This window comes from Geothermobacter hydrogeniphilus (genome assembly GCF_002898515.1).
In the GTDB taxonomy this organism is placed as follows: domain Bacteria; phylum Desulfobacterota; class Desulfuromonadia; order Desulfuromonadales; family Geothermobacteraceae; genus Geothermobacter_A.
The window spans coordinates 31,852-54,237 of the sequence record NZ_PPFX01000017.1; the positions used below are offsets into that span (position 1 = coordinate 31,852).

The window sequence follows — 22,386 nt, forward strand, 5'->3', positions numbered from 1 at the left end:
CCTTTCAGGCCACGACCGTAGACCGCCGCTGACGCAGTTTCTGCCAGGCGATGACCAGGCCGAGGACGATCAATCCGGGAATATAGGCGATGTAGTGGTTTTCGATGCCGAGCAGTTCACCGAAAAAGTCAGGCCGGAACATCATCGCCGCAACCAGCAGCAACAACGGCACATCCCACCAGCGGTTGCGCCAGGCGAACCAACCCTGGGTCGCGCCGGCGAAGGCGAAGGCCCCCAGGCAGGTCATGACGAAGATCAGGATCGCCAGCCCCCAGCTGTTGATGTTCCACAACAGCAGGTCATGATTGAAAATGAACATGAACGGCAGGATCGCTGTGCGGATATCGTACATGAAGCCCTGTAGCCCGGTCGGGATCGGTTCCGACCGGGCGATGGCACTCGCCGCATAGGCCGCCAGTCCGACCGGGGGAGTATCATCGGCGAGAATGCCGAAATAGAAACAGAACAGGTGCGCCGCGATCAGGGGCACCACGAACCCCTGGTCGCCTGCAATGGTGACAATGACCGGAGCGGTGAGACTGGCCATCACGATGTAGGTGGCGGTGGTCGGCAGCCCCATGCCGAGCAGCAGGCTGGCAAAGGCGGTGATACCGAGCATGGCATAGATATTCCCCCGGCTCAGGGTATCGATAACATCGGTAATCAGTCCCCCCAGGCCCATGGTCACCACACCGACGATAATCCCGGCCGCCGCCGTCGCCACCGCCACGCTGACCATGTTACGCGCCCCGGCCACCAGCCCCTGGTAGATCTCCGACAACCCCCGCCGGAATCCTTCGGCGACCGTCCCTTCACCGCGCATCTTTGCCCGCACCACATGCTGTAAGGCCATGATCAGCATCAGCACCACAGTCGCGCGGAAAGCAGCCAGGTCCGGGGAATGACGGGGGATGATCAGTTCGTAGAGCAGCACCAGCAGCGGCACCAGGTAATGCAGACCGTTGACCAGGGTGTGGAAGAAACGGGGCAGGTCGGCCTTGGGCAGCCCGCGCAGACCGAGCTTGTTGGCCTCGATATGGGTCAGAAAGAAGAGTGTCGCGTAGGAGGCGAAAGCCGGTATGGCGGCCGCCTTGCAGACTTCAAGATAGGGGATATTGACATACTCGGCGATGATGAAGGCCGCCGCCCCCATGATCGGCGGCATGATCTGTCCGTCGGTACTCGCCGCGACCTCGATGGCCGCCGCCTTCTTGGCCGGATACCCGACCTTCTTCATCAACGGAATGGTAAAGGTACCGGTGGTGACGACGTTGGCGATTGAGGACCCCGAAACCAGCCCGGTCAACCCGGAACTCATCACCGCCGCCTTGGCCGGTCCGCCCTTGTAACGACCCAGCAGGCTCATCGCCAGATCGATGAAGAACTTGCCGCCGCCGGCCTTCTCCAACATCGCCCCGAAGAGGACGAAAAGAAAAACAATGCGGGCCGAAACATCGAGCGGAATACCGTAAATTCCCTCGGTGGTCAGAGATATCTGGGTGATGTACCGGTTGATGCTGACCCCCTTGAAGGACAGGAAATCAGGCATATAGGGGCCGAAGAAAGCATAGAGGGAAAAGAAAATGGCGATGATCGGCAAGGCGGGGCCGATGGCGCGCCGCGTCGCCTCAAGCAGAAACAGCACCAGCAGGATGCCGAACAGCAGATCACGCGGAATCGGCGCCCCGATGCGGGTTGCCAGGTCTTCATAATCGACGGCGATATAAAGGGCCGCGGTGACGGCCAGCAGAGCCAGAACAAGATCGGCCCAGGGGATTTTCTGTTTTTCCCCCAACCAGCGCAGACCGGGAATCGTTACCGGGCGCCTGAGGGTCGGATAGGCCATGAAGACGATGGCGAAAGCGAAAGCGAGATGAATCGCCCGGGTATAGGTGGAATCGATCAGCAGCCAGCTGGCCAGGGAGAGCTGAAACAGCGACCAGCAGAGGGCAACCGCCGGCAACAGACAACGTGTCCAGTCACGCGGCCGGCGCAGACCATACTCCTCTTCCTCCAGCAAACGACGGGCTTCATCACTGCCCGCTGATTCCGGTTGCGGCATCGGTTTGGACATTACAGCCTCCGCTGGGTCAGGAATGACTGAACCCCGAGAGAACGAAGCGGCAGGAGCCGGCCGGCTCCTGCCGAAAAGTGATTTTACCGAAGCAGACGTCTATTTGAGCAGACCGACCTCCTTGTAATATCTCAACGCCCCCGGATGAATCGGCGCCGAAAGACCCTGCAGCATGCTTTCCTTGGTCAGGACCGCATAGGCGGGATGCAGTTTCTTGAATTCCTCGAAGTTCTCGAACACTTCCCTGGTGATCGCATAGACCACGTCGTCAGGAACATCAGCACTGGTGCAGAGAGTCGCTTTGACACCGAAGGTCGGAACATTTTCCTTGTTCGTCACCCCGGGATACTGACCGACCGGGATGAAGGAGGGCGCATAATAGGGGAACTGGGCCACCAACTTGTCGACAATCGGCTTCGGCACCTCGACAAAGTTGACCTTGCGGGCGCCGGCAACGGCTTCCTTGACCGAACCATTGGGATGGCCGACGGTGTAGAAGAAGGCGTCGATACGACCGTCCTGCAGCATACCGGCCGACTCGGCGGCCTTGAGTCCCTCGGCCTTCAGGTCCTTCTTGTAATCGATGGCGGCGGCATTGAGCAGGTCGATGGCATTACCACGCTGACCGGAACCGGGGTTGCCGATATTGACCACCTTGCCCCTCAGGTCGGCCACGGTCCTGATGTGCTTGTCGGCGGCGGCGACAATGGTCACCGACTCGGGATGGATGGAAAAGACCGCCCGCAGTTTCTTGAATGGTTTGCCTTCCCAGTCGGCGGTGCCGTTGTAGGCCTGGTACTGACGGTCGGACTGGACAATGCCGAACTCTAGGTCGCCGCTCTTGATGGCGTTGATGTTGAAGACCGAACCGCCGGTCGATTCGACGGTGGCCCGCAGGTTGTAGAGCTTGCGCTTCTTGTTGACCATCTTGGCGATGGCGCCGCCGGTCGGATAGTAGACCCCGGTGACCCCCCCGGTGCCGATGGTGACGTAACGCACCCTGGCCGCCGACGACGTCAGCGGAATAAAGCTGAGAGTCACCAGCAGGGACAGACAGGCAATCCAGAAACGTTTTTTCATTGTTCGCACCTCCTTTTTCGCGGTGAGTTGACCATGAAGTCCTGTAGCGGACAAATCAGGCATAGAGCTGAAATCACACAGATTCCAACTATAGCAGGGGTCATCTGGCTTGCAACACGGCCACCGGTAAAGAGGCATCAAAAAGAATTCAGCCGCCGGATAAAGGCCTTGAGCAGACCGAAATTGCGATTGTTGAATTCGAACGTCAGGCGCGGCAGGGCCAGCAGGTCGGGCTGGTCCTGTTCCTTGGCAAGCGGTCCGGTGAGACGAAAATGACTTCCCGGAGCAAGAATCTGGTGAAATTCATCCGTCAGTATCCGCAGATGATCGGTGTCAAGCGGCTTGTTGAGGCGAATCACCAGGATCTTGCCGACAAAACGCATCGAATGGTAAACGCGATAGAACTCATCGATGTACGCCACCGCCTCGGCCGGATCGCGGGTGATGGAGAAGAGACTGAAATCCTCCCCCGAAATCAGTCCCTTCTTGAGCAGGGTATCACGGGTGAACTGAAACCACTGCTCCCAGTAATCCCCCTGGTCATCATCGATCATCACCAGCGGGATCGGCGGATTCTTGCCGGTCTGGATCAGGGTCATGATCTCCATCGCCTCGTCCATGGTACCGAATCCGCCGGGGAAAAGTGCCACGGCATGCGCTTCCTTGAGAAACGCGACCTTGCGATTGAAGAAGTACTTGTAGACGATGACCCGGTCGTTGTTGCCGCCCATGACCGGGTTGGTCTCCTGCTCAAAGGGAAGGCGGATATTGACCGCGAACGAGTTGTCCGCCCCCGCCCCTTCGTTGCCGGCCTGCATGATGCCGCCGCCGCCGCCGGTGATGACCATGTAATCGTGTTCGGCGAGCATCCGGGAGAAGTCAACGCACTTGCGGTAGATCGGCTCCTCAGGTGCGGTGCGCGCCGAGCCGAAGATGGTCACCTTCTTTCGCCCCCGGTAGGGCCCGAAGACCTTGTTGGTATAGCGCATCTCCTTCATGGTGGTACGCATCAGTTTCAGGTCGGCCAGGTAGTCGGTATCCTGCCCGGCCTTCAACGCGCTGAGAATCATTTCCCGAATAATCTTGGGATGATGGACCCCGACACGGTTCACCAGGTCCTCAATCATCTCGTCAATTTCACCATTGCTTCGATTGAAGTGAAGTTCCATACCTATCCCTTCTGCAGGCCGGGAATACTCCCGGAAAAGAAGCGCAATTATAGCATAAACCTGAATCAGTAGCTCATACCGGATGAAGAGTGCAAGTGCTTGGCCTGAATGCGGTTTTCAAAAAGCTGAGGCGCACCCATAGGTTCGCCGGTGATTTTTGGAAAGTGCAGGCAGGTCAATGACTTGTGCTATTCGCCGGAAATGAGTTCACTGATTCAGGTTAGTCGTTAACGACGATCCAGAAAGTTTCGTGACGCCAGGCGATCAGCTGCAATCCAGATGCCGCGCAGGCTGGAGCCGGCATAACGCCGGTCGTATTCAAGATAGAGCGCCCGCAGCTCTTTTTCGAGGTGATAAAATTCCTCCCGCTGAGCCGCATCAAGACGCTCTTCGACCGCTTCACAGAGGAACGTGACACAATTGAAGGGCCGTCGCTGCGGCGACCAGAGACAGCCGCCCGGACCAAGCAGGGGGCAGGTGGAGGAAAAATCGGGCTGGGGAACAGGGTCATTGCGCAACAGGAAGGCCAACAGGTTTGCCAGGGTGACGTGATGGAGCCCCCTGGCGCAGCAGGCGCCGAGGCAGTCGCGGCAGAGTTCCGACCCGCCTACGCTCAGGAAAAAATCATGCATCCGCCCCTGCAGACGTTCGATCCGGTCGATCCGGGCCTCCAGCCAGCGTCGTTCGGCATCAGGCAGCGCGGCGACTTCGGTCGTCAGGCGGGCGAGGATGGTCTGCCAGCTGTGCTCAAGGGAGTGAGGGGACGTCATGAGGGAAGGTTCCAATATTTCCAACCGTATTACGCAGAAACAACGCAGCGGCTGCGTGCGTATCGGCCGCCCTCGCAGAAAACCCGCGGGGTCGCGGCCCCGCCCGCCGCCTTCCTCTTTTGCTGGCCCAAAAGAGGAAGCAGAAAAGGGCCATCGCCGGCGGCGGGCATGGACACTGCCCCTTGCCAACCATGCTGATGACGAAACCCGCGGCGCTCTCGTAGCACCGCCCGGCAGTGGTGGTACGTGAACCTGTCTACGCGGGGAGGCAAACTAGCGGGCTGCGCAGGAAAACCATGAAAACCCGAAAGAATACAACCCATATTCCCCGGCATTTCAGCCCCCGCACCACCGTTGAGAGGCGGATGCGTATCGGCCGCCCCAGCAGAAACGGTTCGAGGCGGTCGAGACGTGCCCGAATGCAAGGCGCCTTCCGACTGAAGGAGTGAGGTGTAGCGGCAGCTACTCCGCAACGACTGAAGGCGGAAGCAACGCCGCAGGCGGGTGCGTATCGGCCGCCCTCGCGACAAAAAAGTGGCCGAAGAGGGCCATAAGCCGGGTCCTGTCCCCCACCGCGGTTACCCCCAGCGGGGTGGTGATCATTCATCTAGGACCGCCGTTGCCGACGGCCTCAAGCAGCCTACCCGGGAGTCTCGGACGGGCCGCCCTCAAACACTCCCCTATTCGGCCTTGCTCCGGATGGGGTTTACCGAGCATCCGACGTCACCGCCGGACCTGGTGAGCTCTTACCTCACCCTTTCACCCTTACCACGTCTACGCCGAAGCGTTTCAGCGGCGGTCTTCTCTCTGTGGCACTTTCCCTGGGGTCACCCCCGGTTCCCGTTAGGAACCATCCTGCCCTGCGGAGCCCGGACTTTCCTCCCGCCCGCCATGACAGCGGGCCGGCGATCACCTGTCCCTCTTCGACCACGATCCAGGCTGTCCCTAGCCCTGTTCGGTCTGCACGTAGATCAGCCGATTGCAGTGCGGGCAATATTGCGGCTTATCCAGTTTGAAAAGACTGTTGTAAAGCTGTGGCGGCAGCTGCATATTGCAACCGGTACAAGCACCGTTGCGCGCCTCGACCACCGCCATCCCGCCGCGCCGCGAGATCAGGGTCTGGTAGCGCTTGCGCACTCCGGCCGGGATCCGTTCCAGCAGGCTCTCCTTCCTGCCGTTCATTTCAGCGACACTGGAGGAGAAGCCGGCCATTTCCTGGTCGACCTCGGCCTGCCGGGCCTCGACGGTCGCGGCCAGAGAGGCGAGCTCCTGCTCTTTTTCGGCACGGTCACTGCCGAGAGACTCAAGCTGCCGATCGACCTCGGCCAACTGCGCCTGCAGATCCCGAATCATCGCCTTGGCGGTGTCAATTTCCTTCAGCACCGCGACATACTCTTTCTGGGTCTTGATGTCGGGCAGGCGGGCGTCGGAACGCTCGATATTCCGCTCTTCCTGGGCGATGGCGTCATTCAACTCGCGACGACGGGTCTGAAAACCTTCCATCTCGTCGGCCAAACCGTCAACCATCTCCTGGACCCGGGCCATTTCCAGACGCTGTCCGGAAATGGCGCTTTCGAGCTGCCGGCGCTTTTCATCCAGCTTAATCAACTGCTGGTCAAGGCTCTGCAGCTCCCGCAATACAACTAGCTTCTCTTGCAAGGTTCAAACCTCCGCACTTCGGGTTCGGCCCGAATCGGCGGACACGCGACATGGCCGTCCAGACAGGACATGGCCACGGGAAAATGCCCGCAAACCCGGGGTGGACAAAAAAACAGGGGATCAGATCACCTGAAAAGGTTCCTTCTCCCCCGACATCGAAACAAACTCAACCGGCCATTGCCGTTGTTCCGCGATTGCTGACAACGCAGCCCGCAGGTCATCCACGGCCGGCTGTTCAGTACCGAAATGTCCGGCATCGAGCAACCCGAGACCCAGCTGCTCGGCACTGCGGGCCTCATGGTACTTGATATCGCCGGTCACCAGAACATCTGCCCCCCGACGCGCTGCTTCATGAATCAGAAAGGCGCCGCTGCCGCCGCAGACGGCCACTTTTTCGACCGGTTGTCGCGGATCTCCGACCAGCCGCAGATGATCGAGAGCCAGGGCATCCTTCACCTGACGGGCGAAGGTTTCAAGACTGATTTCGGCTGATAACCGACCGATGCGGCCGAGACCGATATCCTCCCGCCGGTTCTGCAGCGGAAAAAGGTCGTAGGCAACGTCCTCATAGGGATGTGCCTTGATCAGCCGGTTGATGACCCGCCCGCTGAGTTCAGCCGGTACGGCCACTTCCAGGCGCCACTCCGGGGTCCGTTCCCGTTCACCGGGGCGGCCGATAAACGGGGTGCAATCAGGACCGGCGCGAAAACTTCCCTCTCCGGAAACCCGAAAAGAACAGCAGTCATAAGCCCCGATCCGCCCGGCGCCGGCGGCAAACAGGGCCTCAGCGACGGCATCCTGATGGCCGTCCGGGATGAAAACCACCAGTTTCAGCAACTCGCCTTCCCGTCCGCCCAGCAACGGCTGCGTCCCGTTCAACCCGAGTCTGTCCGCCAGCCAGTCGTTGAGGCCGGGACAGGCGCGATCAAGGTTGGTGTGAGCACAGAGGACGGCAACTTCGGCGCGAATCGCGGCAAAGACTGAACGCCCCGGTTCGTCACCCGGACTGACCCGTTTCAACGGCTTGAACAACAGCGGATGATGGGCGATCAGGGCCTGGGCGTCAGCAGCGACGGCCCGTTGCACGGCCGCTTCATTGACATCCAGGCAGATCAGAACCCGGTGTACTTCAGACCCCGGATCTCCGACCTGCAGGCCGACATTGTCCCAGTCCTCAGCCAGCGCCGGGGGGTACAATCCGTTCAGGGCGCCGAGCAGATCATGAATGCGTATGGTGCGTTCTTTGGCCATGGCAAAGAAAAAGAGTGCAACTCTAGGGTTGCACTCTTTTTGACTCTTTCAAGAGAAGGTATGCAGATATGAGGTGGTGACTCATGTTCTCCCTGTGGTGGGCCCACCAGGACTCGAACCTGGGACCAACCGGTTATGAGCCGGTGGCTCTACCAACTGAGCTATAGGCCCGCTATTACAAACGCGAAGAGGGTAGTTTATTCAGAACGCCGAAGGCTGTCAAGAGCAGAGCGTTTTTTTCATCACCGGACCCTCAGCGTTCCGGAACCTCGACAAAACTCTTCAGACGCTTGGCCCGGCTCGGATGACGCAACTTGCGCAGGGCCTTGGCCTCGATCTGCCGGATACGTTCACGGGTGACCTGAAAATCCTGGCCGACCTCCTCCAGGGTGTGATCCGACTTTTCACCGATACCGAAACGCATCCGCAGCACCTTTTCCTCACGCGGGGTCAGGGTGGCCAGCACCTTGGCGGTCGAATCGCTGAGATTGCCCTTGATCACCGCCTCCAGCGGGGAAACCACCGCTTTGTCTTCGATGAAATCACCGAGAGAGGAATCTTCCTCTTCACCGATCGGGGTTTCGAGACTGATCGGCTCCTTGGCGATCTTGAGGACCCGGCGCACCTTCTCCAGCGGCAGCTCCATGCGCTCGGCGATCTCCTCCGGAGTCGGCTCGCGACCCATCTCCTGGACCAGCTGACGACTGGTGCGGATCAGCTTGTTGATGGTCTCGATCATGTGTACCGGGATGCGGATGGTGCGAGCCTGATCGGCGATGGCGCGGGTGATCGCCTGACGGATCCACCAGGTGGCATAAGTCGAAAACTTGTAGCCGCGCTGATATTCGAACTTGTCGACCGCCTTCATCAGGCCGATATTACCTTCCTGGATCAGGTCGAGGAACTGCAGTCCGCGGTTGGTGTATTTCTTGGCGATGGAAACCACCAGCCGCAGGTTGGCTTCAACCAGCTCGGTCTTGGCCTGTTTGGCCTTCCATTCGCCCTTCTGCACCTCTTTCAACGACTCGACCAACTCCTCGGGAGCGAACCCCGACTCCTCCTGCACCTTCTTGAATTTCCGCTGGGCCCCCTTGAGGCGCTTCTCGACCACCAGCAGGGTATCGATCGGCACCTTCAATTCCTCGGCGATGGCACGCGCCTCATCATCATTTTTGCGCATCCTGCGCAACAGGGTCTTGATTTCACGATGCGGGCGGCCGAGCTCCTTTTCACAGGCGGAGACTTCGGACAATCCCTTCTTGACCTGTTTGCCCAGCTCCTTGAGCCGATCGACGATCTTGGCCACCTGGTGGTCCTTGAGCCGCACCTGGCGCAGCAGATCGGCAATCCGCTCACCCAGCTCGCGGGATTCTTCTTCCAGCCGCTCCTTCTCTTCCTTCGGCAACTTCGGGGTCGCCAGGCGCTCCCGTTTTTCGCGCAGGCTGGGGTTCAGTTCGGCGATTTCCGCAATCAGCGTCTGCACCCTCTCCTGCTGCCGGGCGGCCGCTTCACTGCCTTCTTCCTCGTCATATTCCTTGGTGATTTCAGCCACGCCGATCTGCCCCTTGTTGAGCCGCTCTCCAAGGGCAATCACCTCGCGGAAGGCGATCGGGGTTTTCAGAATCACCCGCGTCACCAGGGCTTCGCCCTCTTCGATGCGCTTGGCGATTTCCACCTCGCCCTCGCGGGTCAACAACGAAACCTGCCCCATTTCCCGCAGGTACATACGCACCGGGTCACTGGTGCGCCCCATGGTGCCGGCCTCGAACTCTTCTTCCTCGTCATCCCGGGACGGGGTATCGAGTTCCGCCTCCTTGCGATTGGTGGCCTTCGTTTCGGAATCGACAACTTCAATATCCATCTCTCCGAACAGGGTCATGACACTGTCGAGCCGTTCCGATCCAACCATGTCCGAAGGCAGGATATCGTTGACCTCATCGTAGGTCAGGTAGCCTTTTTCCTTGCCGAGATCGATCAGTTGCTGAACTTCATCCATCGAGGTTTTCTTCGACATGCCTCGTATTCTCCTCGTCGCGACCACAGGTCGCTTTTATGAATTAAGATTATCGGTCCGCCCCCTTGAGACGCTGACCGAGTTCCGTCATTTTCCTGTTCAATGCGACAAGGTCGTCGCGCGGACCGGAACGCTCAACCTGGGCGATCCGCTGTTTGAGCTTCTTCATTTCCTTTTTGATCGCGCTATCTTCAATCCCTTTGCGACAGTTGGCGAAAATGGCCTCCAGGTCATCACCGAGAGCATCCGGGTTTTCCTTAAGGATACCCGACAAAACCTCCTTTTGCTGTCCATCAAGCTCAGTCGACTCCAGCAAATCCGCCGGGTCGGCTTCGGGATGACGACCGAAAACGCGGACCAGGGCTGAGATATCAGGATGCAGCAACTCCTCCGGGTTCACGAGTTGCTCCAGCTGCGGCAGAAACTCCCGGTTCACCAGCAGCAGATGCAACAGCATCCGTTCGGCCTTGGTCGGTCCTTCCCGGTGCGACGGTCCAGGGAGGCCGGGCCCCTCGGGCAATGGCCCCGAAGGAGATGGCTCAACCGGGAACGTCTCCGGAAGAGGCGGCGCCATCTGTGCCGCCATCACGGGACGTGACCGCTGCAGTTCGCCGAGCTTGCGCTGCAGCAGGTCTTCCGCCAGGCCGGTGCGACCGGCCAGCTGCTTCAGGTAGAGGCTACGCTCAATCTCTCCCGGCAGCAGGCCGATGCGCTGCAGAATCTCGTCCACCCCCCTGGCCTGTTCGGAGACCCCGCTGCCGGCAACCAGCAGGCGATCCATGTACCATTCCAGAACCGGCCGGGCCCGGGCCAGGCAGTTGTCAAACGCCTCGCGACCGGCACCGGCAAGAAAGGAATCGGGATCCTCGCCGGGAGCCAGATTGACGATCTGGACCTCCAGCCCTTCCGGCAGGGCGACCTCCATCGCCCGCAGGGCCGCCGTCTGCCCGGCCTGATCCTGGTCAAAGAGCAGCACCAGCTTCTGCGCGTAACGCTTCAGCAGCCGGGCATGGTCCAAGGTCAATGCCGTGCCGCAGGTGGCGACGGCCTGGGTGATTCCCGCCCGGTGCATGGCCAGCACGTCGAAATACCCCTCGACCACGATCGCCATGTCGCTGCGCCGCATCGCTTCCTTGGCGCGGTAAAGCCCGTAGAGAACCCGGCTTTTATGATAAATCGGCGACTCGGGCGAATTGATATACTTCGCGCCGCCTCCGCTCAATATCCGACCGCCGAAAGCGACCACCTGGCCGTAGTGATCGAAGATCGGAAAAATCAGCCGCCCGCGGAACAGGTCGTAGTCCCCGCGACCCTGCTTGCCGGGACGAACCAGTCCCAACCGCCTCGCCGGATCGATATCGAGCCCCTTCTCCCGCAGGTGAGTCAGCAGCGCATCCCAACGGTCCGGGGCATAGCCGAGCTGGAACGCCTGCGCCATCTTCTGCCCGTAGCCGCGCGTATTCAGGTACTGCTGGGCAGCGCCGCCAACCGATTTCTGCAGCAGCATCTGCTGATAGAACCCGCAGGCCACCTCGTTGAGACGACGCAGTTTCTCGTTCTCGCGACGAGCGGCCTCCTGCTCCGGCGAGAGGCGTTCCTCGGCAATTTCGATACCGGCCTCACCCGCCAGTCGGCGAACGGCATCCTTGAAACCGAGGCCCTCGATCTTCATCAGGAAGGTGATGGCATTACCCCCCTCGCCGCAACCGAAACAATGAAAAATCTGCCGGGCGCTGTTGACATTGAACGAGGGCGATTTCTCACTGTGAAACGGGCAAAGCCCGAAGTTGTTGACACCGCTGCGCTTCAGTGCGACATAACGCGCGACCAGCTCGACGATATCGACCCGGTCGCGCACCCGCTCAACGATCTCTTCGGGGATACGCCCCATCAATTCTCCAGCTCCACCACGGTCACATTGTCCCCCCCCCGGCTGAGATCAGCGGCATGAAACGCCGTCACCGCACGATGCCCGGCCAGCAGCTCACGCACCGCCCGTCGCAGCACACCTTCACCGCTGCCGTGGACCACCTCGACCTGGCGCTGCCGGTTGAGCAGGGCATCGTCGAGAAAACGCTCCAGGCGCGGCAGGGCCTCGTCGACCCGGCTGCCGACCAGCAGCAGCTTCGGCTGAAATCCTTCGCGCACCCGGACGCCGCGGATACGCGCCGCGCGCTTTCCCGGGTAACGCGGCCGGGATTCGAATTCGAGATCGGCCAGGCAACAGCGCAGACGTTTACCGGCCAGCAACAGATCAACCTGCTCACCGTCAACCCTGACCACTTCCCCCTCGCTGCCCAGGCGACGCAACCGTACCAGTTCTCCCGGTTCAAGGGCGCGACACAGCCGCGCACCGGCCACCGGCGCCGACCGCGGGGACTCGGCCGCCACATCGCGCACGGCCCGGGCCAGTTCGGCCTGGCGCGGAGTTGACAGCCCGCCTCCCTTTGCCTCCTCGAACAGCTGCCGCAGCCGGGTTTCGGCATCACGCACCAGTTTTCGCGCCTGGCGACGGGCCTTGTCGAGCAAATCGCGCCGCTGCTGTTCAAACTCGTGCAGCAAGGCGCAACGACGTTCCCGCTCCTGTCCGGCCAGGCGCTTCAGACGCTCGGCCTCGGCGGCATCTTCGGCGGCCTGCTGCCGCAAGCGGTTCAACTCTTCCAGCAGTTGCTGCCCGGAACGGTCGCCGGGGGCAAGATAGCTCTCGGCCCGCTGCAGCAATTCATCCGGGAGGCCCATACGCCGGGCGATGGTAAAAGCGCCGCTGGCCCCGGGGACCCCGTAGTGCAGCCGGTAGGTCGGCTCCAGTGTCTCCGGGTCGAACTCCACCGCGGCATTGACCACCTCCTCGGTCAGCTGGGCATATCCCTTGACCAGGTTGAGATGGGTGGTCACCACCGTTTTCGACCGCCGGACGCGCAACTCTTCGAGCAGGGCCATGGCCAGCGCCCCACCCTCGACCGGGTCGGTTCCGGTCCCGACTTCGTCGAGCAGTACCAGGCTGTTCTCATCCGCCTGCCGCAGCACCTCCCGCACCTGGCGCAGATGCCCGGAAAAGGTCGACAGATTGGCGGCAATGTCCTGTTCGTCGCCGATATCCGCCAGCACCTTGCCGAACAGGCAGGTGCGGCTGTCGGGATGACAAGGGATATGCAATCCCGAGGCGAGCATCAACTGCAACAGGCCGAGGGTCTTGAGGGCGACGGTTTTGCCGCCGGTATTCGGTCCACTGATGACCAGCACCCGCGCCTCGGCGCCCAGCCGCAGATCAATCGGTACGGCAACCCGGTTGTTGACCGCGCCGTCGCCATCGAACAACAGCAGCGGATGGCGTGCCTGGCGCAGGTCGAATTCGGGCTCCGCCGTCAACCGTGGCGCGCAGCCACCATAGTCCCGCGAAAGACGTCCCGCGGCGCAACGCAGGTCGAGACACCCGAGAACCTGCTGGTTGGCCAGCAGTTCTGGAATCGCCCGCCGCACCGCCGCGCTTAACCGCAGCAGGATCCGTCGCACCTCCCGCTGCTCCTCGTGCAGCAGGTGGCAGAGTTCGTTGTTCGCCTCAAGAGTCGCGGCCGGCTCGACATAGAGAGTCTGGCCACTGCCCGATTCATCATGAACAAATCCGCGCAACAGGCCGCGCCGGTCAGCCCGCACCGGCAGAACGTAACGATCGCCGCGCTCGGTGATCAGGCGATCCTGAAACGCCGGCGCCAGCTGCTCGTCCGCCAGCAGTGCTTCGAGGCGCTGGCGAATCCGGCCGCGCAGAGTGCGAATCCGGCCGCGCAGTTCTGCCAGTTCAAACGAAGCGCCGTCGAGCACCTCTCCCCGCGGGCCGATACTCTCCCCCAGCGCCTCACGCAACCCGACCAGAGGCTGCAACTGCTCCGCCCTGGCCGTCAGCAGGGGCGCGTGAGAGGAGCGCTGAAAATAAGCCCGGCATTCTCCGGCGCAACAGATGGCCCGATGGACCTCCGCCAGAGCTTCGATATCGAGCCAGGCGTCTTCGACCTCAACCCGGCGCAGGACTTCGCGCAGATCGGCGACGCCGCCGAGGGGAGCCTCACCCTGTTCGCCCAACAGGCGACGGGCTTCATCAACTTCCGCCAGTGTGGCGAAAATCTCTTCCCTACCGGACAGCGGTTCCAACGCCAGGGCCGCCAAACGGCCGGGCTCGGTCCGGGTGCGCATCGCCAGCAGCTCGCGAACGCGTTGGTATTCGAGAACCCGCAGGCTATGTCCGGCCATTCAACGCCCGCCGTGCAGCAGACTGCGACTGCCGTTCATCGCCGACTTGCCGAGGGTGACCAGCGGCGGCGCCAATTGCGACCGACGCAGCACCGGGGTCAGTCCGCCCGGCAGGGGCCGTAGAGAGAGGGCGAAGAGGACAATCGCCAGCAGCAGCACGCCCTGGGCCAGGCCGAAAAAACCTCCGGCGACCCGATTCAACCCACCGAGAAAAACCAGCTTGACGAAACGCGACAACAGGAAACCGATTGCCCCAAACAAGACGATGCTGGAGAGAAACAGGGCCAGGAAAGCCAGCACCACGCAGACCTGAGCAGGCCAGTCGCAGGCCTTCATCAGCACTTCGCCGAGCGGCCCCTGGTAACGGAAAGCGAGAAAACCTCCCACCACCAGGCCGAGCAGCGAGCAGACTTCCTTGAGCAGTCCGCGCAACGCCCCCTTGAGAAGAAAGGCGGCCATCACCCCCAGGATCGCGATATCGAAGCTGTTCATGCCCTGAAGTCGGCCCTAACCCGCCAACCGGGCCTTGACCATGTCGCTGACCAGCTTGCCGTCCGCGCGCCCCTTGGTCCTGGCCGTCAATTCCTTCATCACCCGTCCCATGTCCTTCATTCCCGTCGCGCCGAGCGCAGTGATCGTCTCTTCGACCATGGCCCGGAGATCCGCCTCTTCCAACTGCGCCGGGAGGAACTCCTGCAGCACCAGAAGTTCAGCCTCTTCCTTTTCAGCCAACTCCAGACGGTCACCGTCACGGAAAGCGGATGCGGCTTCACGGCGCTGCTTGGCCAGGGTCGCAATGACGCTGATCACCGCCTCGTCATCAAGCGGTCTGCCGATTTCAATCTCCCTGTTCTTGATCGCCGTACGGACCCCGCGAATGGTCGCAAGGCGCAACGAATCCCTGGCTTTCATAGCGGTCTTCATCGCATCGAGCAATTGATCCTGCAGACTCATGAGGACAAGCTCCTTCCCTGAGAAGGGGAAATGCAAACAGGGCGACCGGACAGGCCGGCGCCCAGAGCAAGCGAATTTTATATGATAAGGTGATGAAATTTATTTTTCAAGGGATAGAAGATTATTTCAACCTAACACAGCCGACATTTATTTGCCGCGAGAGGCCTTCTCTTCAATCCCGGAAAGACCGAACCGCCGACGCAGTTCGGCATAAATCCTTTCCGGCGGCAGGTCGTAATAACCGAGCAGCACCAGCACATGGAAGAAGAGATCGGCAACCTCGTAGATCACCTCGTCCCTGTCGCCCCCCTTGCCGGCCACAGCGGTCTCGGTCGCCTCTTCGCCGATCTTGCCGAGGATCTTGTCGAGCCCCTTGTCGAACAGCGACTTGACATAGGATTTTTCCCCGTCGGCCAGCTGTCTGCGTTCCTGAATAATATTGTAGAGCGCCTCAAGAATGTCATTGCGGGCATAGAGGGAGGCGGCATCGACCACCTTCCCGCTCGTCTCGACAGTCCGGCCGTCCCATTTGCGATAAAAGCAGCTGCGCTGGCCGGTGTGACAGGCGGCGCCCTGCTGCTCGACTTTGATCAGCAAACAGTCGTTGTCACAATCGAAGCGAATTTCTTTGACCAGCTGGACATGCCCTGAGGATTCGCCCTTCAGCCACTGCTTCCGGCGTGAACGTGAATAGTAGTGGACCTTGCCGGTAGCCAGGGTCTGTTCCACCGCCTCGGCGTTCATCCAGGCCATCATCAGCACCTCGCTGTTGTCGGCATCCTGGGTGATCGCCGGGATCAGGCCGTTGTCGTCGAATTTCAGTTGTTCGATCAGGGACATGTGAAAAGCCTTGAGGTTATTGCCACCAAGGCGCCAAGATTGCCAAGAAAACCTTTTTCAACGGAGAGGCACTGAGATGGAGAGGGCGCGGAGAAAGGCATAAGCTCTTTTTGGGGTTTTAAAATCCAAAAGATTTTCTCTCCGGCTCTGCTCCTCTCCGCCTCTCCGTTAAAATGCCTGTGAACTTCTTGGTGCTCTTGGCGGCTTGGTGGCTGATAAACTTCTCTGTAGTGAATTCCTCTTTTAAATCCGCGCCGGCACGCCGTGCTGTTTCAGGTACTGCTTGCACTCGGCGATGGTGTATTCCTTGAAGTGGAAAATCGACGCCGCCAGCGCAGCCGAGGCGCCGCCTTCGACCAGTCCCTCACGGATATGTTCGAGGTTGCCGACCCCGCCCGAGGCGATCACCGGAATCTCGACGGCGTCACTGACCGCGCGGGTCAGCTCGATATCATAACCATCTTTGGTGCCGTCACAGTCCATCGAGGTCAGCAGGATCTCGCCGCTGCCGCAGGCTTCCATCTTCCGCGCCCACGCGATGACGTCGATGCCGGTCGACTTGCGGCCGCCGTGAGTGTAGACCTCCCAGCGCCGCGGATCGGACCCCTCCACCCGGCGGGCATCGATCGCCACCACGATACACTGGCTGCCGAAGCGTTTCGCGGCCTCCCTGACAAACTCGGGATTGAAGACCGCCGCAGTGTTGATCGACACCTTGTCGGCTCCGGCGTTGAGCATCCTACGCACGTCGTCGCAGGTACGGATACCGCCACCGACGGTGAGCGGCATAAACACCCGCTCGGCGGTGCGCCGCACCACGTCGACGATGGTATCGCGATTGTCGCTCGAAGCGGTGATATCGAGAAACGTCAGTTCATCGGCGCCCTGCGCGTCATAGGCCTCGGCCGCCTCGACCGGATCACCGGCGTCGCGCAAACCGACGAACCGGACTCCCTTGACGACCCGGCCGTCCTTGACGTCGAGGCAGGGAATGATGCGTTTGGTCAGCATAGAAAACTTCCTGAAATCGGCTAAGGGCGAATGGCCAAGGGCCGAGGGGAAACCCGGTTTTTCCTTTCACCCTTAGCCCTTTGCCTTTTGCCGCTGTTAAAAATCGAAATCGGCCTCACGCCCGTTCGCTTCGCTCTCTCAAGTCCGCAGAGGACGCACAGCAAATCAGTTGGTTTTTCTTTCGTTTGCCAGCAGGAACTTTCGCAGGTCCTGCTCCTGGCGCATGACGTGGAGGATAAAGACCTGTTCTCCTTCGATCCGATAGAAGATGCGGCAAGGAGACACGACAACTTCGCGGTAGTTCAAGCCTTTCAGCTCCGACGGAAATCGGCCCGACTCCGGGTAGTTTTCCAGTCGCGCAACCTTATCGAACACAGCCTGAACCAGGCTCTTCGACGCTGGCAGGTTGTCGAGGGCGATATAGTCGGCAATCTCTTCCAGTTCGTCCAACGCCGGATCGGTCCAGACTATTTCAGCCATTTGTGCATCTTCTCGCGCGCTTCACCGTGACTGAGTGTGCGCCCTTCGAGAATCGCTCGTTCTCCTTTTGCGATCCCCTCCAGAATCTGCATGCGCCGCTGCATCAACTCGTAATCGGCAACATCAACCAGGTAGGCCGACGGCCGGCCGTGCTCGGTAATCAGCACCGGTTCCTTCGACTCATGCAGATCGGCCAGAATCTTCGTCGCTTGCCGTTTCAGATTGGTAACCAGTTCAACTTTCATCATCTGCTCCGTTGCGAGAGAAAAGTGTCACTATTGTATCACCAGTCTTTAAAACAAGCTACAATGAACACACCGCACACGCTGCTGAGACTCTGGCCGGGAGTCTACAATGCCAGACAACCTTTCTGTCAGCGCCCCCTGGTCAGTGCCACCGCCTCGCGCAGGTCAAGCGCCCCGGAGTAGATCGCCTTGCCGGTGATCACCCCGGTGACCCCTGAGGACTCGATCGCCATCAGCCGGCGGATGTCGTCGAGGGAGGAGAGCCCGCCGGAAGCGATGACCGGGATGCTGATCGACTCGGCGAGATTCTTGGTCGCCTCGATGTTCGGGCCCTGCATCATGCCGTCACGGGCGATGTCGGTATAGATGATTGCGGTCACGCCGAAGCCCTCCATCTCCCTGGCCATCTCGGTCGCCTGCTTCCCGGTCACGTCGGCCCAGCCGCGCACCGCCACCAGGCCGTCCCTGGCGTCGATGCCGACCACGATCCGGCCGGGAAACTTTCTGCAGGCCTCGGCGACCAGCGCCGGATTTTCCTTGGCGACGGTGCCGAGAATAACCCGGTCGATGCCGAGTTCAAGATAGGCCTCGATGGTCTCCAGGTCACGGATGCCGCCGCCCAGCTCACTGGGAATATCGATCGCCTCGACAATCGCCCGGATCGCCGCTTTATTTTTCGGCACGCCGGCAAAAGCGCCGTCGAGGTCGACGATATGCAGCAGCTCACCGCCCTGCTCCTGCCACTGCCGCGCCTGGGCAGCCGGGTCGTCGCTGTAGACGGTGTCCTTCTCCATCAGCCCCTGTTCCAGACGGACGCATTTGCCTTCTTTCAAATCAATCGCGGGTAGGATGATCATTGAAAAACCTTTGAAAATCCACCACGAAGGCACGAAGGACACGAAGAAAAGCCAGGGGTTAACCCTAAAAAGCCTTTATTCTATTCTTCTGATTCTCTTCGTGCCCTTCGCGGCTTCGTGGTTGCTTCTGTTTTTACAGTTCGCCGAAGTTTTTGAAAATCTTCAGCCCCACCGCCTGGCTCTTCTCGGGATGGAACTGGGTCGCCATAATGTTGTCATGCAGGATCGAGGCGCAGAACTCGATCTCGCCGTAACGACAGCCGGCGGCGACATCGTCGTCATTGGCGGCCCGGCAATAGTATGAATGGACAAAATAGACGAAACTTTCGTTTTCCACCCCGGTAAAGAGCGGCGACGGTTTCTTCAGCAGCAGGTTGTTCCAGCCCATGTGCGGAACCTTGAGGCGCTCGCCGTTCTCGACCATTCCCGAAGGGAAACGCACCACCCGACCGGGGATCAGTCCCAGTCCCCGGTGGCGGCCGAACTCCTCGCTCTCATCGAACAGCATCTGCATGCCGACACAGATGCCGAGCAGCGGCTTGCCGCTTTCCACATGGGCAAGAAGAGGCGCGACGAAGCCGCCCTTTTTCAGGTTGGCGATACAGTCGGCGAAAGCGCCGACACCCGGCAGCACCAGCTTGTCGGCACTGGCGATATCCGCCGGATCGGCACTGACTCTGGCCGCGAAGCCGAGCGACTCAAAGGCTTTCTCGACACTGCGCAGGTTGCCCATTTCATAGTCAATAATATTAATCATTTTGCTAGTTTCATGTAACAAACTGTCCATGGCTAAGTAAAAATTGCGTCCAGCAAGGCGTAGACGGGAACCGGGGGCGAAGACATACACCAGTATGTCGAGTTCTCGTTTCCCGGCTGCAACACAGCGGGACGGAACTTTTTACGACGCCATTATTCCAGCTTGCCCTTGCTCGACAGCACCCCGTCGATGCGCGGATCAAGCCCGCAGGCCTCGTCGAGAGCGCGGGCGAAAGACTTGAAGATCGCCTCGATGATGTGATGCAGGTTGTCGCCGTAGGCGAGGTTGACATGGACATTGACCCCGCCGTGGTTGCAGAAGGCGGTGAAAAATTCCTCGACCAGTTCGGTCTCGAAATTGCCGACCTGCGCCTTGGGAATATCGACGTTGAAAACCAGGTGCGGCCGACCGGAAAAGTCGAGAATCACCGAGGCCAGCGACTCGTGCATCGGCATGGTGCCGCGTCCGTAGCGACGGATGCCGGTCTTGTCGCCGAGCGCCTGCTTGAAGGCCTCGCCGAGAGCGATGCCGACATCCTCCACCGTGTGGTGGGCGTCGATCTCCAGGTCGCCATGGGCCGCCACCCGCAGGTCAAAAAAACCGTGGCGGGCAATCTGCACCAGCATATGGTCGAAGAACGGCACCCCCGTGTCGACGGCATGCTCACCGCGGCCGTCGAGGGTCAGCTCGATGCGGATTTCGGTTTCATTGGTCTTGCGGTTGATAGTTGCCTTGCGCATGGGTGTCTCCCGGGATCAACAGGACAAAATCGTTTTTGCCGCCAAGGCGCCAAGCGCGCCAAAAAAACCTTTTTAACGGAGAGCCGCTGAGCGGGAGAGGGCACAGAGAAAATCAAAGGCTGTTTTGGGTTTTAAAATCCAAAAGATTTTCTTTCTGTTTCCGTCCCTCTCCGTCTCTCCGTTAAATGATTTTTTGACCTTCTTGGCGGCCTGCGATTCCAGTCAGTCTTTGTTCTTCAGTCGTTTGCTCACCGACTTCGCGTGTGCCTCCAGGCCTTCCAGCATGGCGATCCGTTCGATGGCGCCGCCGAGGCGTTCGAGCCCCGCCCGCGAAAAGGAGACGATACTCGACTTCTTGACGTAGTCATCGAGCGAGAGCGGCGAGAAAAAGCGCGCCGTGCCCCCGGTCGGCAGGGTGTGGTTGGGCCCGGCCAGGTAGTCGCCGGCCGCTTCCGGGGTGTGGTGACCCATGAAGATGGCCCCGGCGTGGCGGATCCGCGGCAGCAGGCCGAAGGGATCGGCGACCGCCAGTTCCAGGTGCTCCGGCGCGATGCGATTGGAAAATGCCGCCGCCTCATCGAGGTCGCGGGCAACGATGATCGCCCCGTAATTATCGATTGAGCAGCGGGCGATGGTCTCGCGCGTCAGTTCGGAAAGCTGACGATCGACCTCGGCCGCGACCGCCGCCGCCATCTCCCGGCAGGTGGTCACCAGCACCGCCGAGGCGAGTTCGTCATGTTCCGCCTGGCTGAGCAGATCGGCGGCGATATGCGCGGCTTCGCCGCTGCCGTCGTTGATCACCAGGATTTCACTCGGTCCGGCGATCATATCGATATCGACCTGGCCGAAAACCAGCTTCTTGGCGGTCGCGACATAGATATTGCCCGGGCCGGTGATCTTGTCGACCCGCGGCACACTCTCGGTGCCGTACGCCAACGCGGCTACCGCCTGGGCGCCGCCAACCCGGAAGATGCGATCGACACCGGCGATTCGCGCCGCCGCCAGGACGTGCGGATTGGCCACCCCGTCCGGCATCGGCACGGTCATGATCACCTCACCGACCCCGGCCACCTTCGCCGGCACGGCATTCATCAGCACCGAGGAGGGATAGGCGGCCTTGCCGCCCGGCACGTAAATGCCGACCCGGTCCAGGGGGCGCACCAGCTGGCCGACCAGCAGATCCTCCTCGTCGGTCGAAAGCCAGGTCTCCTGCTTCTGCTTGCGGTGGTAGACGGCGATCCGTTCCGCGGCCAGCTTCAGGTCGGCGTAGGCCTGCGGATCGACCGCCGCGCAGGCGGCCTCGATTTCATCCTCGCTCACCTCAACGTTGCCGGCGTCGAGCTGCAGACGGTCGAAGCGGGCGGTCAGTTCGAAAAGCGCGGCATCGCCTTCCCGACGAACATCGGCAATGATCTGCTTGACCGTCTGTTCAATCCCCGCGGGGATTTCCTCGGCCCGCTGTTCGATCTTGCGGAAAGCCTCGTCAAACCCCGCATCGGCAAATTTTAAAATCCGCATCATTGACTCGCTCCTGAAGTGTCTTTCCCAGAGCCGCACACCCGGTTTATGGCGATATCCGCACCTCGTCGGCGATGACCGCCTCAAGATCGGCGATGATCCGGCTGATGCGGCGATGCTTGGTTTTCAGACCGGCGCGGTTGACAATCAGCCGGGTGGTAATCTCGGCGATGGTTTCGACCTCGACCATGTTGTTGGCCTTGAGGGTGCCGCCGGTCGAGACCAGGTCGACGATCCGCTCGGCAAGCCCGACCAGCGGCGCCAGCTCAATCGAACCGTAGAGCTTGATCAGTTCCACCTGAATGCCTTTGGCGGCAAAATAACGTTCGGTGATATTGGGATACTTGGTCGCCACCCGGATATGCGACCAGTTGGAGGGGTCATCTTCGCCACGCAGCGCTTTCGGTTCGGCAACCACCATCCGACAATAGCCGAATTTCAGATCGAGCGGCTCGTAAAGATCCTTGCCCTGCTCCAGCAGGGTGTCCTTGCCGACCACCCCGAGGTCCGCGCAGCCGTACTCGACATAGGTCGGCACATCGGTGGCCCGCACCGCCATGAAACGGAATTTCTGCTGCGGATTTTCGAAGACCAGCTTGCGGGTCCCCTTTTCATTCATCTCCGGGCAGGTGATACCGATCCGGCCGAACAACTCCATCGAGTCCTGCATGATCCGCCCCTTGGGAAGGGCGAAGGTGATCCAGTCGCTCATGATTCTCAAA

At 60.5% G+C, this 22,386-nt stretch carries 20 protein-coding genes, 1 tRNA gene and 1 other RNA gene; all 22 read right to left on the minus strand.

The window, feature by feature from the left end:
• Positions 1 to 4: 4 nt before the first annotated feature.
• Positions 5 to 2,074, minus strand: coding sequence for a TRAP transporter permease (locus tag C2E25_RS08810; protein ID WP_103115389.1), 2,070 nt, complete (start codon positions 2,072 to 2,074; stop codon positions 5 to 7).
• A 99-nt stretch (positions 2,075 to 2,173) separates the two neighbouring features.
• The gene (locus C2E25_RS08815) at positions 2,174 to 3,154 is read right to left on the minus strand and encodes a TAXI family TRAP transporter solute-binding subunit (protein ID WP_103115390.1); all 981 of its coding nucleotides are present in this window, start codon (positions 3,152 to 3,154) and stop codon (positions 2,174 to 2,176) included.
• 137 nt (positions 3,155 to 3,291) lie between these two features.
• Positions 3,292 to 4,323, minus strand: a complete 1,032-nt coding sequence (locus C2E25_RS08820) for an LOG family protein (RefSeq protein ID WP_103115391.1) — start codon at positions 4,321 to 4,323, stop codon at positions 3,292 to 3,294.
• 227 nt (positions 4,324 to 4,550) lie between these two features.
• Positions 4,551 to 5,093 (minus strand): hypothetical protein, encoded by a 543-nt coding sequence (locus tag C2E25_RS08825; RefSeq protein ID WP_103115392.1) that lies wholly within the window; start codon positions 5,091 to 5,093, stop codon positions 4,551 to 4,553.
• Between the two features lie 535 nt (positions 5,094 to 5,628).
• Positions 5,629 to 6,019: RNase P RNA component class A (gene rnpB, locus C2E25_RS08830), an RNA gene on the minus strand.
• A gap of 19 nt (positions 6,020 to 6,038) precedes the next feature.
• A complete protein-coding gene (locus tag C2E25_RS08835; protein ID WP_146032935.1) occupies positions 6,039 to 6,752 on the minus strand; it encodes a zinc ribbon domain-containing protein in 714 nt (237 codons plus the stop codon).
• A gap of 120 nt (positions 6,753 to 6,872) precedes the next feature.
• Positions 6,873 to 8,003, minus strand: coding sequence for a Nif3-like dinuclear metal center hexameric protein (locus C2E25_RS08840; RefSeq protein WP_103115394.1), 1,131 nt, complete (start codon positions 8,001 to 8,003; stop codon positions 6,873 to 6,875).
• 95 nt (positions 8,004 to 8,098) lie between these two features.
• A tRNA-Ile gene (locus C2E25_RS08845) sits at positions 8,099 to 8,174 on the minus strand.
• Positions 8,175 to 8,256: 82 nt separating this feature from the next.
• Complete coding sequence (rpoD, locus tag C2E25_RS08850; protein WP_103115395.1) at positions 8,257 to 10,017, minus strand: RNA polymerase sigma factor RpoD; 1,761 nt, start codon at positions 10,015 to 10,017, stop codon at positions 8,257 to 8,259.
• A gap of 49 nt (positions 10,018 to 10,066) precedes the next feature.
• On the minus strand, positions 10,067 to 11,908 hold the full coding sequence (gene dnaG / locus C2E25_RS08855; RefSeq protein ID WP_103115396.1) for a DNA primase: 1,842 nt from the start codon (positions 11,906 to 11,908) through the stop codon (positions 10,067 to 10,069).
• On the minus strand, positions 11,908 to 14,262 hold the full coding sequence (locus C2E25_RS08860) for an endonuclease MutS2 (RefSeq protein WP_103115397.1): 2,355 nt from the start codon (positions 14,260 to 14,262) through the stop codon (positions 11,908 to 11,910). The genes dnaG and C2E25_RS08860 overlap by 1 nt, the downstream gene beginning before the upstream one ends.
• On the minus strand, positions 14,263 to 14,754 hold the full coding sequence (locus tag C2E25_RS08865; RefSeq protein WP_103115398.1) for a CvpA family protein: 492 nt from the start codon (positions 14,752 to 14,754) through the stop codon (positions 14,263 to 14,265).
• A 15-nt stretch (positions 14,755 to 14,769) separates the two neighbouring features.
• Complete coding sequence (locus C2E25_RS08870; protein ID WP_103115399.1) at positions 14,770 to 15,216, minus strand: GatB/YqeY domain-containing protein; 447 nt, start codon at positions 15,214 to 15,216, stop codon at positions 14,770 to 14,772.
• 147 nt (positions 15,217 to 15,363) lie between these two features.
• On the minus strand, positions 15,364 to 16,056 hold the full coding sequence (gene hisIE, locus C2E25_RS08875) for a bifunctional phosphoribosyl-AMP cyclohydrolase/phosphoribosyl-ATP diphosphatase HisIE (RefSeq protein WP_103115400.1): 693 nt from the start codon (positions 16,054 to 16,056) through the stop codon (positions 15,364 to 15,366).
• A 243-nt stretch (positions 16,057 to 16,299) separates the two neighbouring features.
• On the minus strand, positions 16,300 to 17,067 hold the full coding sequence (hisF, locus tag C2E25_RS08880; protein WP_103115401.1) for an imidazole glycerol phosphate synthase subunit HisF: 768 nt from the start codon (positions 17,065 to 17,067) through the stop codon (positions 16,300 to 16,302).
• A gap of 165 nt (positions 17,068 to 17,232) precedes the next feature.
• Positions 17,233 to 17,547 (minus strand): type II toxin-antitoxin system RelE/ParE family toxin, encoded by a 315-nt coding sequence (locus C2E25_RS08885; RefSeq protein WP_103115402.1) that lies wholly within the window; start codon positions 17,545 to 17,547, stop codon positions 17,233 to 17,235.
• Positions 17,535 to 17,792, minus strand: coding sequence for a type II toxin-antitoxin system Phd/YefM family antitoxin (locus C2E25_RS08890; RefSeq protein ID WP_103115403.1), 258 nt, complete (start codon positions 17,790 to 17,792; stop codon positions 17,535 to 17,537). The genes C2E25_RS08885 and C2E25_RS08890 overlap by 13 nt, the downstream gene beginning before the upstream one ends.
• 128 nt (positions 17,793 to 17,920) lie before the next feature.
• Positions 17,921 to 18,649 (minus strand): 1-(5-phosphoribosyl)-5-[(5-phosphoribosylamino)methylideneamino]imidazole-4-carboxamide isomerase, encoded by a 729-nt coding sequence (hisA, locus tag C2E25_RS08895; protein WP_103115404.1) that lies wholly within the window; start codon positions 18,647 to 18,649, stop codon positions 17,921 to 17,923.
• Positions 18,650 to 18,782: 133 nt separating this feature from the next.
• Positions 18,783 to 19,406 (minus strand): imidazole glycerol phosphate synthase subunit HisH, encoded by a 624-nt coding sequence (gene hisH / locus C2E25_RS08900; protein ID WP_103115405.1) that lies wholly within the window; start codon positions 19,404 to 19,406, stop codon positions 18,783 to 18,785.
• A gap of 152 nt (positions 19,407 to 19,558) precedes the next feature.
• Positions 19,559 to 20,146, minus strand: coding sequence for an imidazoleglycerol-phosphate dehydratase HisB (hisB, locus tag C2E25_RS08905; RefSeq protein ID WP_103115406.1), 588 nt, complete (start codon positions 20,144 to 20,146; stop codon positions 19,559 to 19,561).
• A 222-nt stretch (positions 20,147 to 20,368) separates the two neighbouring features.
• The gene (gene hisD, locus C2E25_RS08910) at positions 20,369 to 21,664 is read right to left on the minus strand and encodes a histidinol dehydrogenase (RefSeq protein WP_199177392.1); all 1,296 of its coding nucleotides are present in this window, start codon (positions 21,662 to 21,664) and stop codon (positions 20,369 to 20,371) included.
• A gap of 46 nt (positions 21,665 to 21,710) precedes the next feature.
• The gene (hisG, locus tag C2E25_RS08915) at positions 21,711 to 22,376 is read right to left on the minus strand and encodes an ATP phosphoribosyltransferase (RefSeq protein ID WP_103115408.1); all 666 of its coding nucleotides are present in this window, start codon (positions 22,374 to 22,376) and stop codon (positions 21,711 to 21,713) included.
• Positions 22,377 to 22,386 lie beyond the last annotated feature (10 nt).

Coding starts and splice junctions, on each gene's coding strand:
- C2E25_RS08810 (WP_103115389.1), bottom strand. CDS start 2,074: ATGTCCAAACCGATGCCGCAACCGGAATCAGCGGGCAGTGATGAAGCC.
- C2E25_RS08815 (WP_103115390.1), bottom strand. CDS start 3,154: ATGAAAAAACGTTTCTGGATTGCCTGTCTGTCCCTGCTGGTGACTCTC.
- C2E25_RS08820 (WP_103115391.1), bottom strand. CDS start 4,323: ATGGAACTTCACTTCAATCGAAGCAATGGTGAAATTGACGAGATGATT.
- C2E25_RS08825 (WP_103115392.1), bottom strand. CDS start 5,093: ATGACGTCCCCTCACTCCCTTGAGCACAGCTGGCAGACCATCCTCGCC.
- C2E25_RS08840 (WP_103115394.1), bottom strand. CDS start 8,003: ATGGCCAAAGAACGCACCATACGCATTCATGATCTGCTCGGCGCCCTG.
- rpoD (WP_103115395.1), bottom strand. CDS start 10,017: ATGTCGAAGAAAACCTCGATGGATGAAGTTCAGCAACTGATCGATCTC.
- dnaG (WP_103115396.1), bottom strand. CDS start 11,908: ATGGGGCGTATCCCCGAAGAGATCGTTGAGCGGGTGCGCGACCGGGTC.
- C2E25_RS08860 (WP_103115397.1), bottom strand. CDS start 14,262: ATGGCCGGACATAGCCTGCGGGTTCTCGAATACCAACGCGTTCGCGAG.
- C2E25_RS08865 (WP_103115398.1), bottom strand. CDS start 14,754: ATGAACAGCTTCGATATCGCGATCCTGGGGGTGATGGCCGCCTTTCTT.
- C2E25_RS08870 (WP_103115399.1), bottom strand. CDS start 15,216: ATGAGTCTGCAGGATCAATTGCTCGATGCGATGAAGACCGCTATGAAA.
- hisIE (WP_103115400.1), bottom strand. CDS start 16,056: ATGTCCCTGATCGAACAACTGAAATTCGACGACAACGGCCTGATCCCG.
- hisF (WP_103115401.1), bottom strand. CDS start 17,067: ATGCTGACCAAACGCATCATTCCCTGCCTCGACGTCAAGGACGGCCGG.
- C2E25_RS08885 (WP_103115402.1), bottom strand. CDS start 17,547: ATGGCTGAAATAGTCTGGACCGATCCGGCGTTGGACGAACTGGAAGAG.
- C2E25_RS08890 (WP_103115403.1), bottom strand. CDS start 17,792: ATGAAAGTTGAACTGGTTACCAATCTGAAACGGCAAGCGACGAAGATT.
- hisA (WP_103115404.1), bottom strand. CDS start 18,649: ATGATCATCCTACCCGCGATTGATTTGAAAGAAGGCAAATGCGTCCGT.
- hisH (WP_103115405.1), bottom strand. CDS start 19,406: ATGATTAATATTATTGACTATGAAATGGGCAACCTGCGCAGTGTCGAG.
- hisB (WP_103115406.1), bottom strand. CDS start 20,146: ATGCGCAAGGCAACTATCAACCGCAAGACCAATGAAACCGAAATCCGC.
- hisD (WP_199177392.1), bottom strand. CDS start 21,664: ATGCGGATTTTAAAATTTGCCGATGCGGGGTTTGACGAGGCTTTCCGC.
- hisG (WP_103115408.1), bottom strand. CDS start 22,376: ATGAGCGACTGGATCACCTTCGCCCTTCCCAAGGGGCGGATCATGCAG.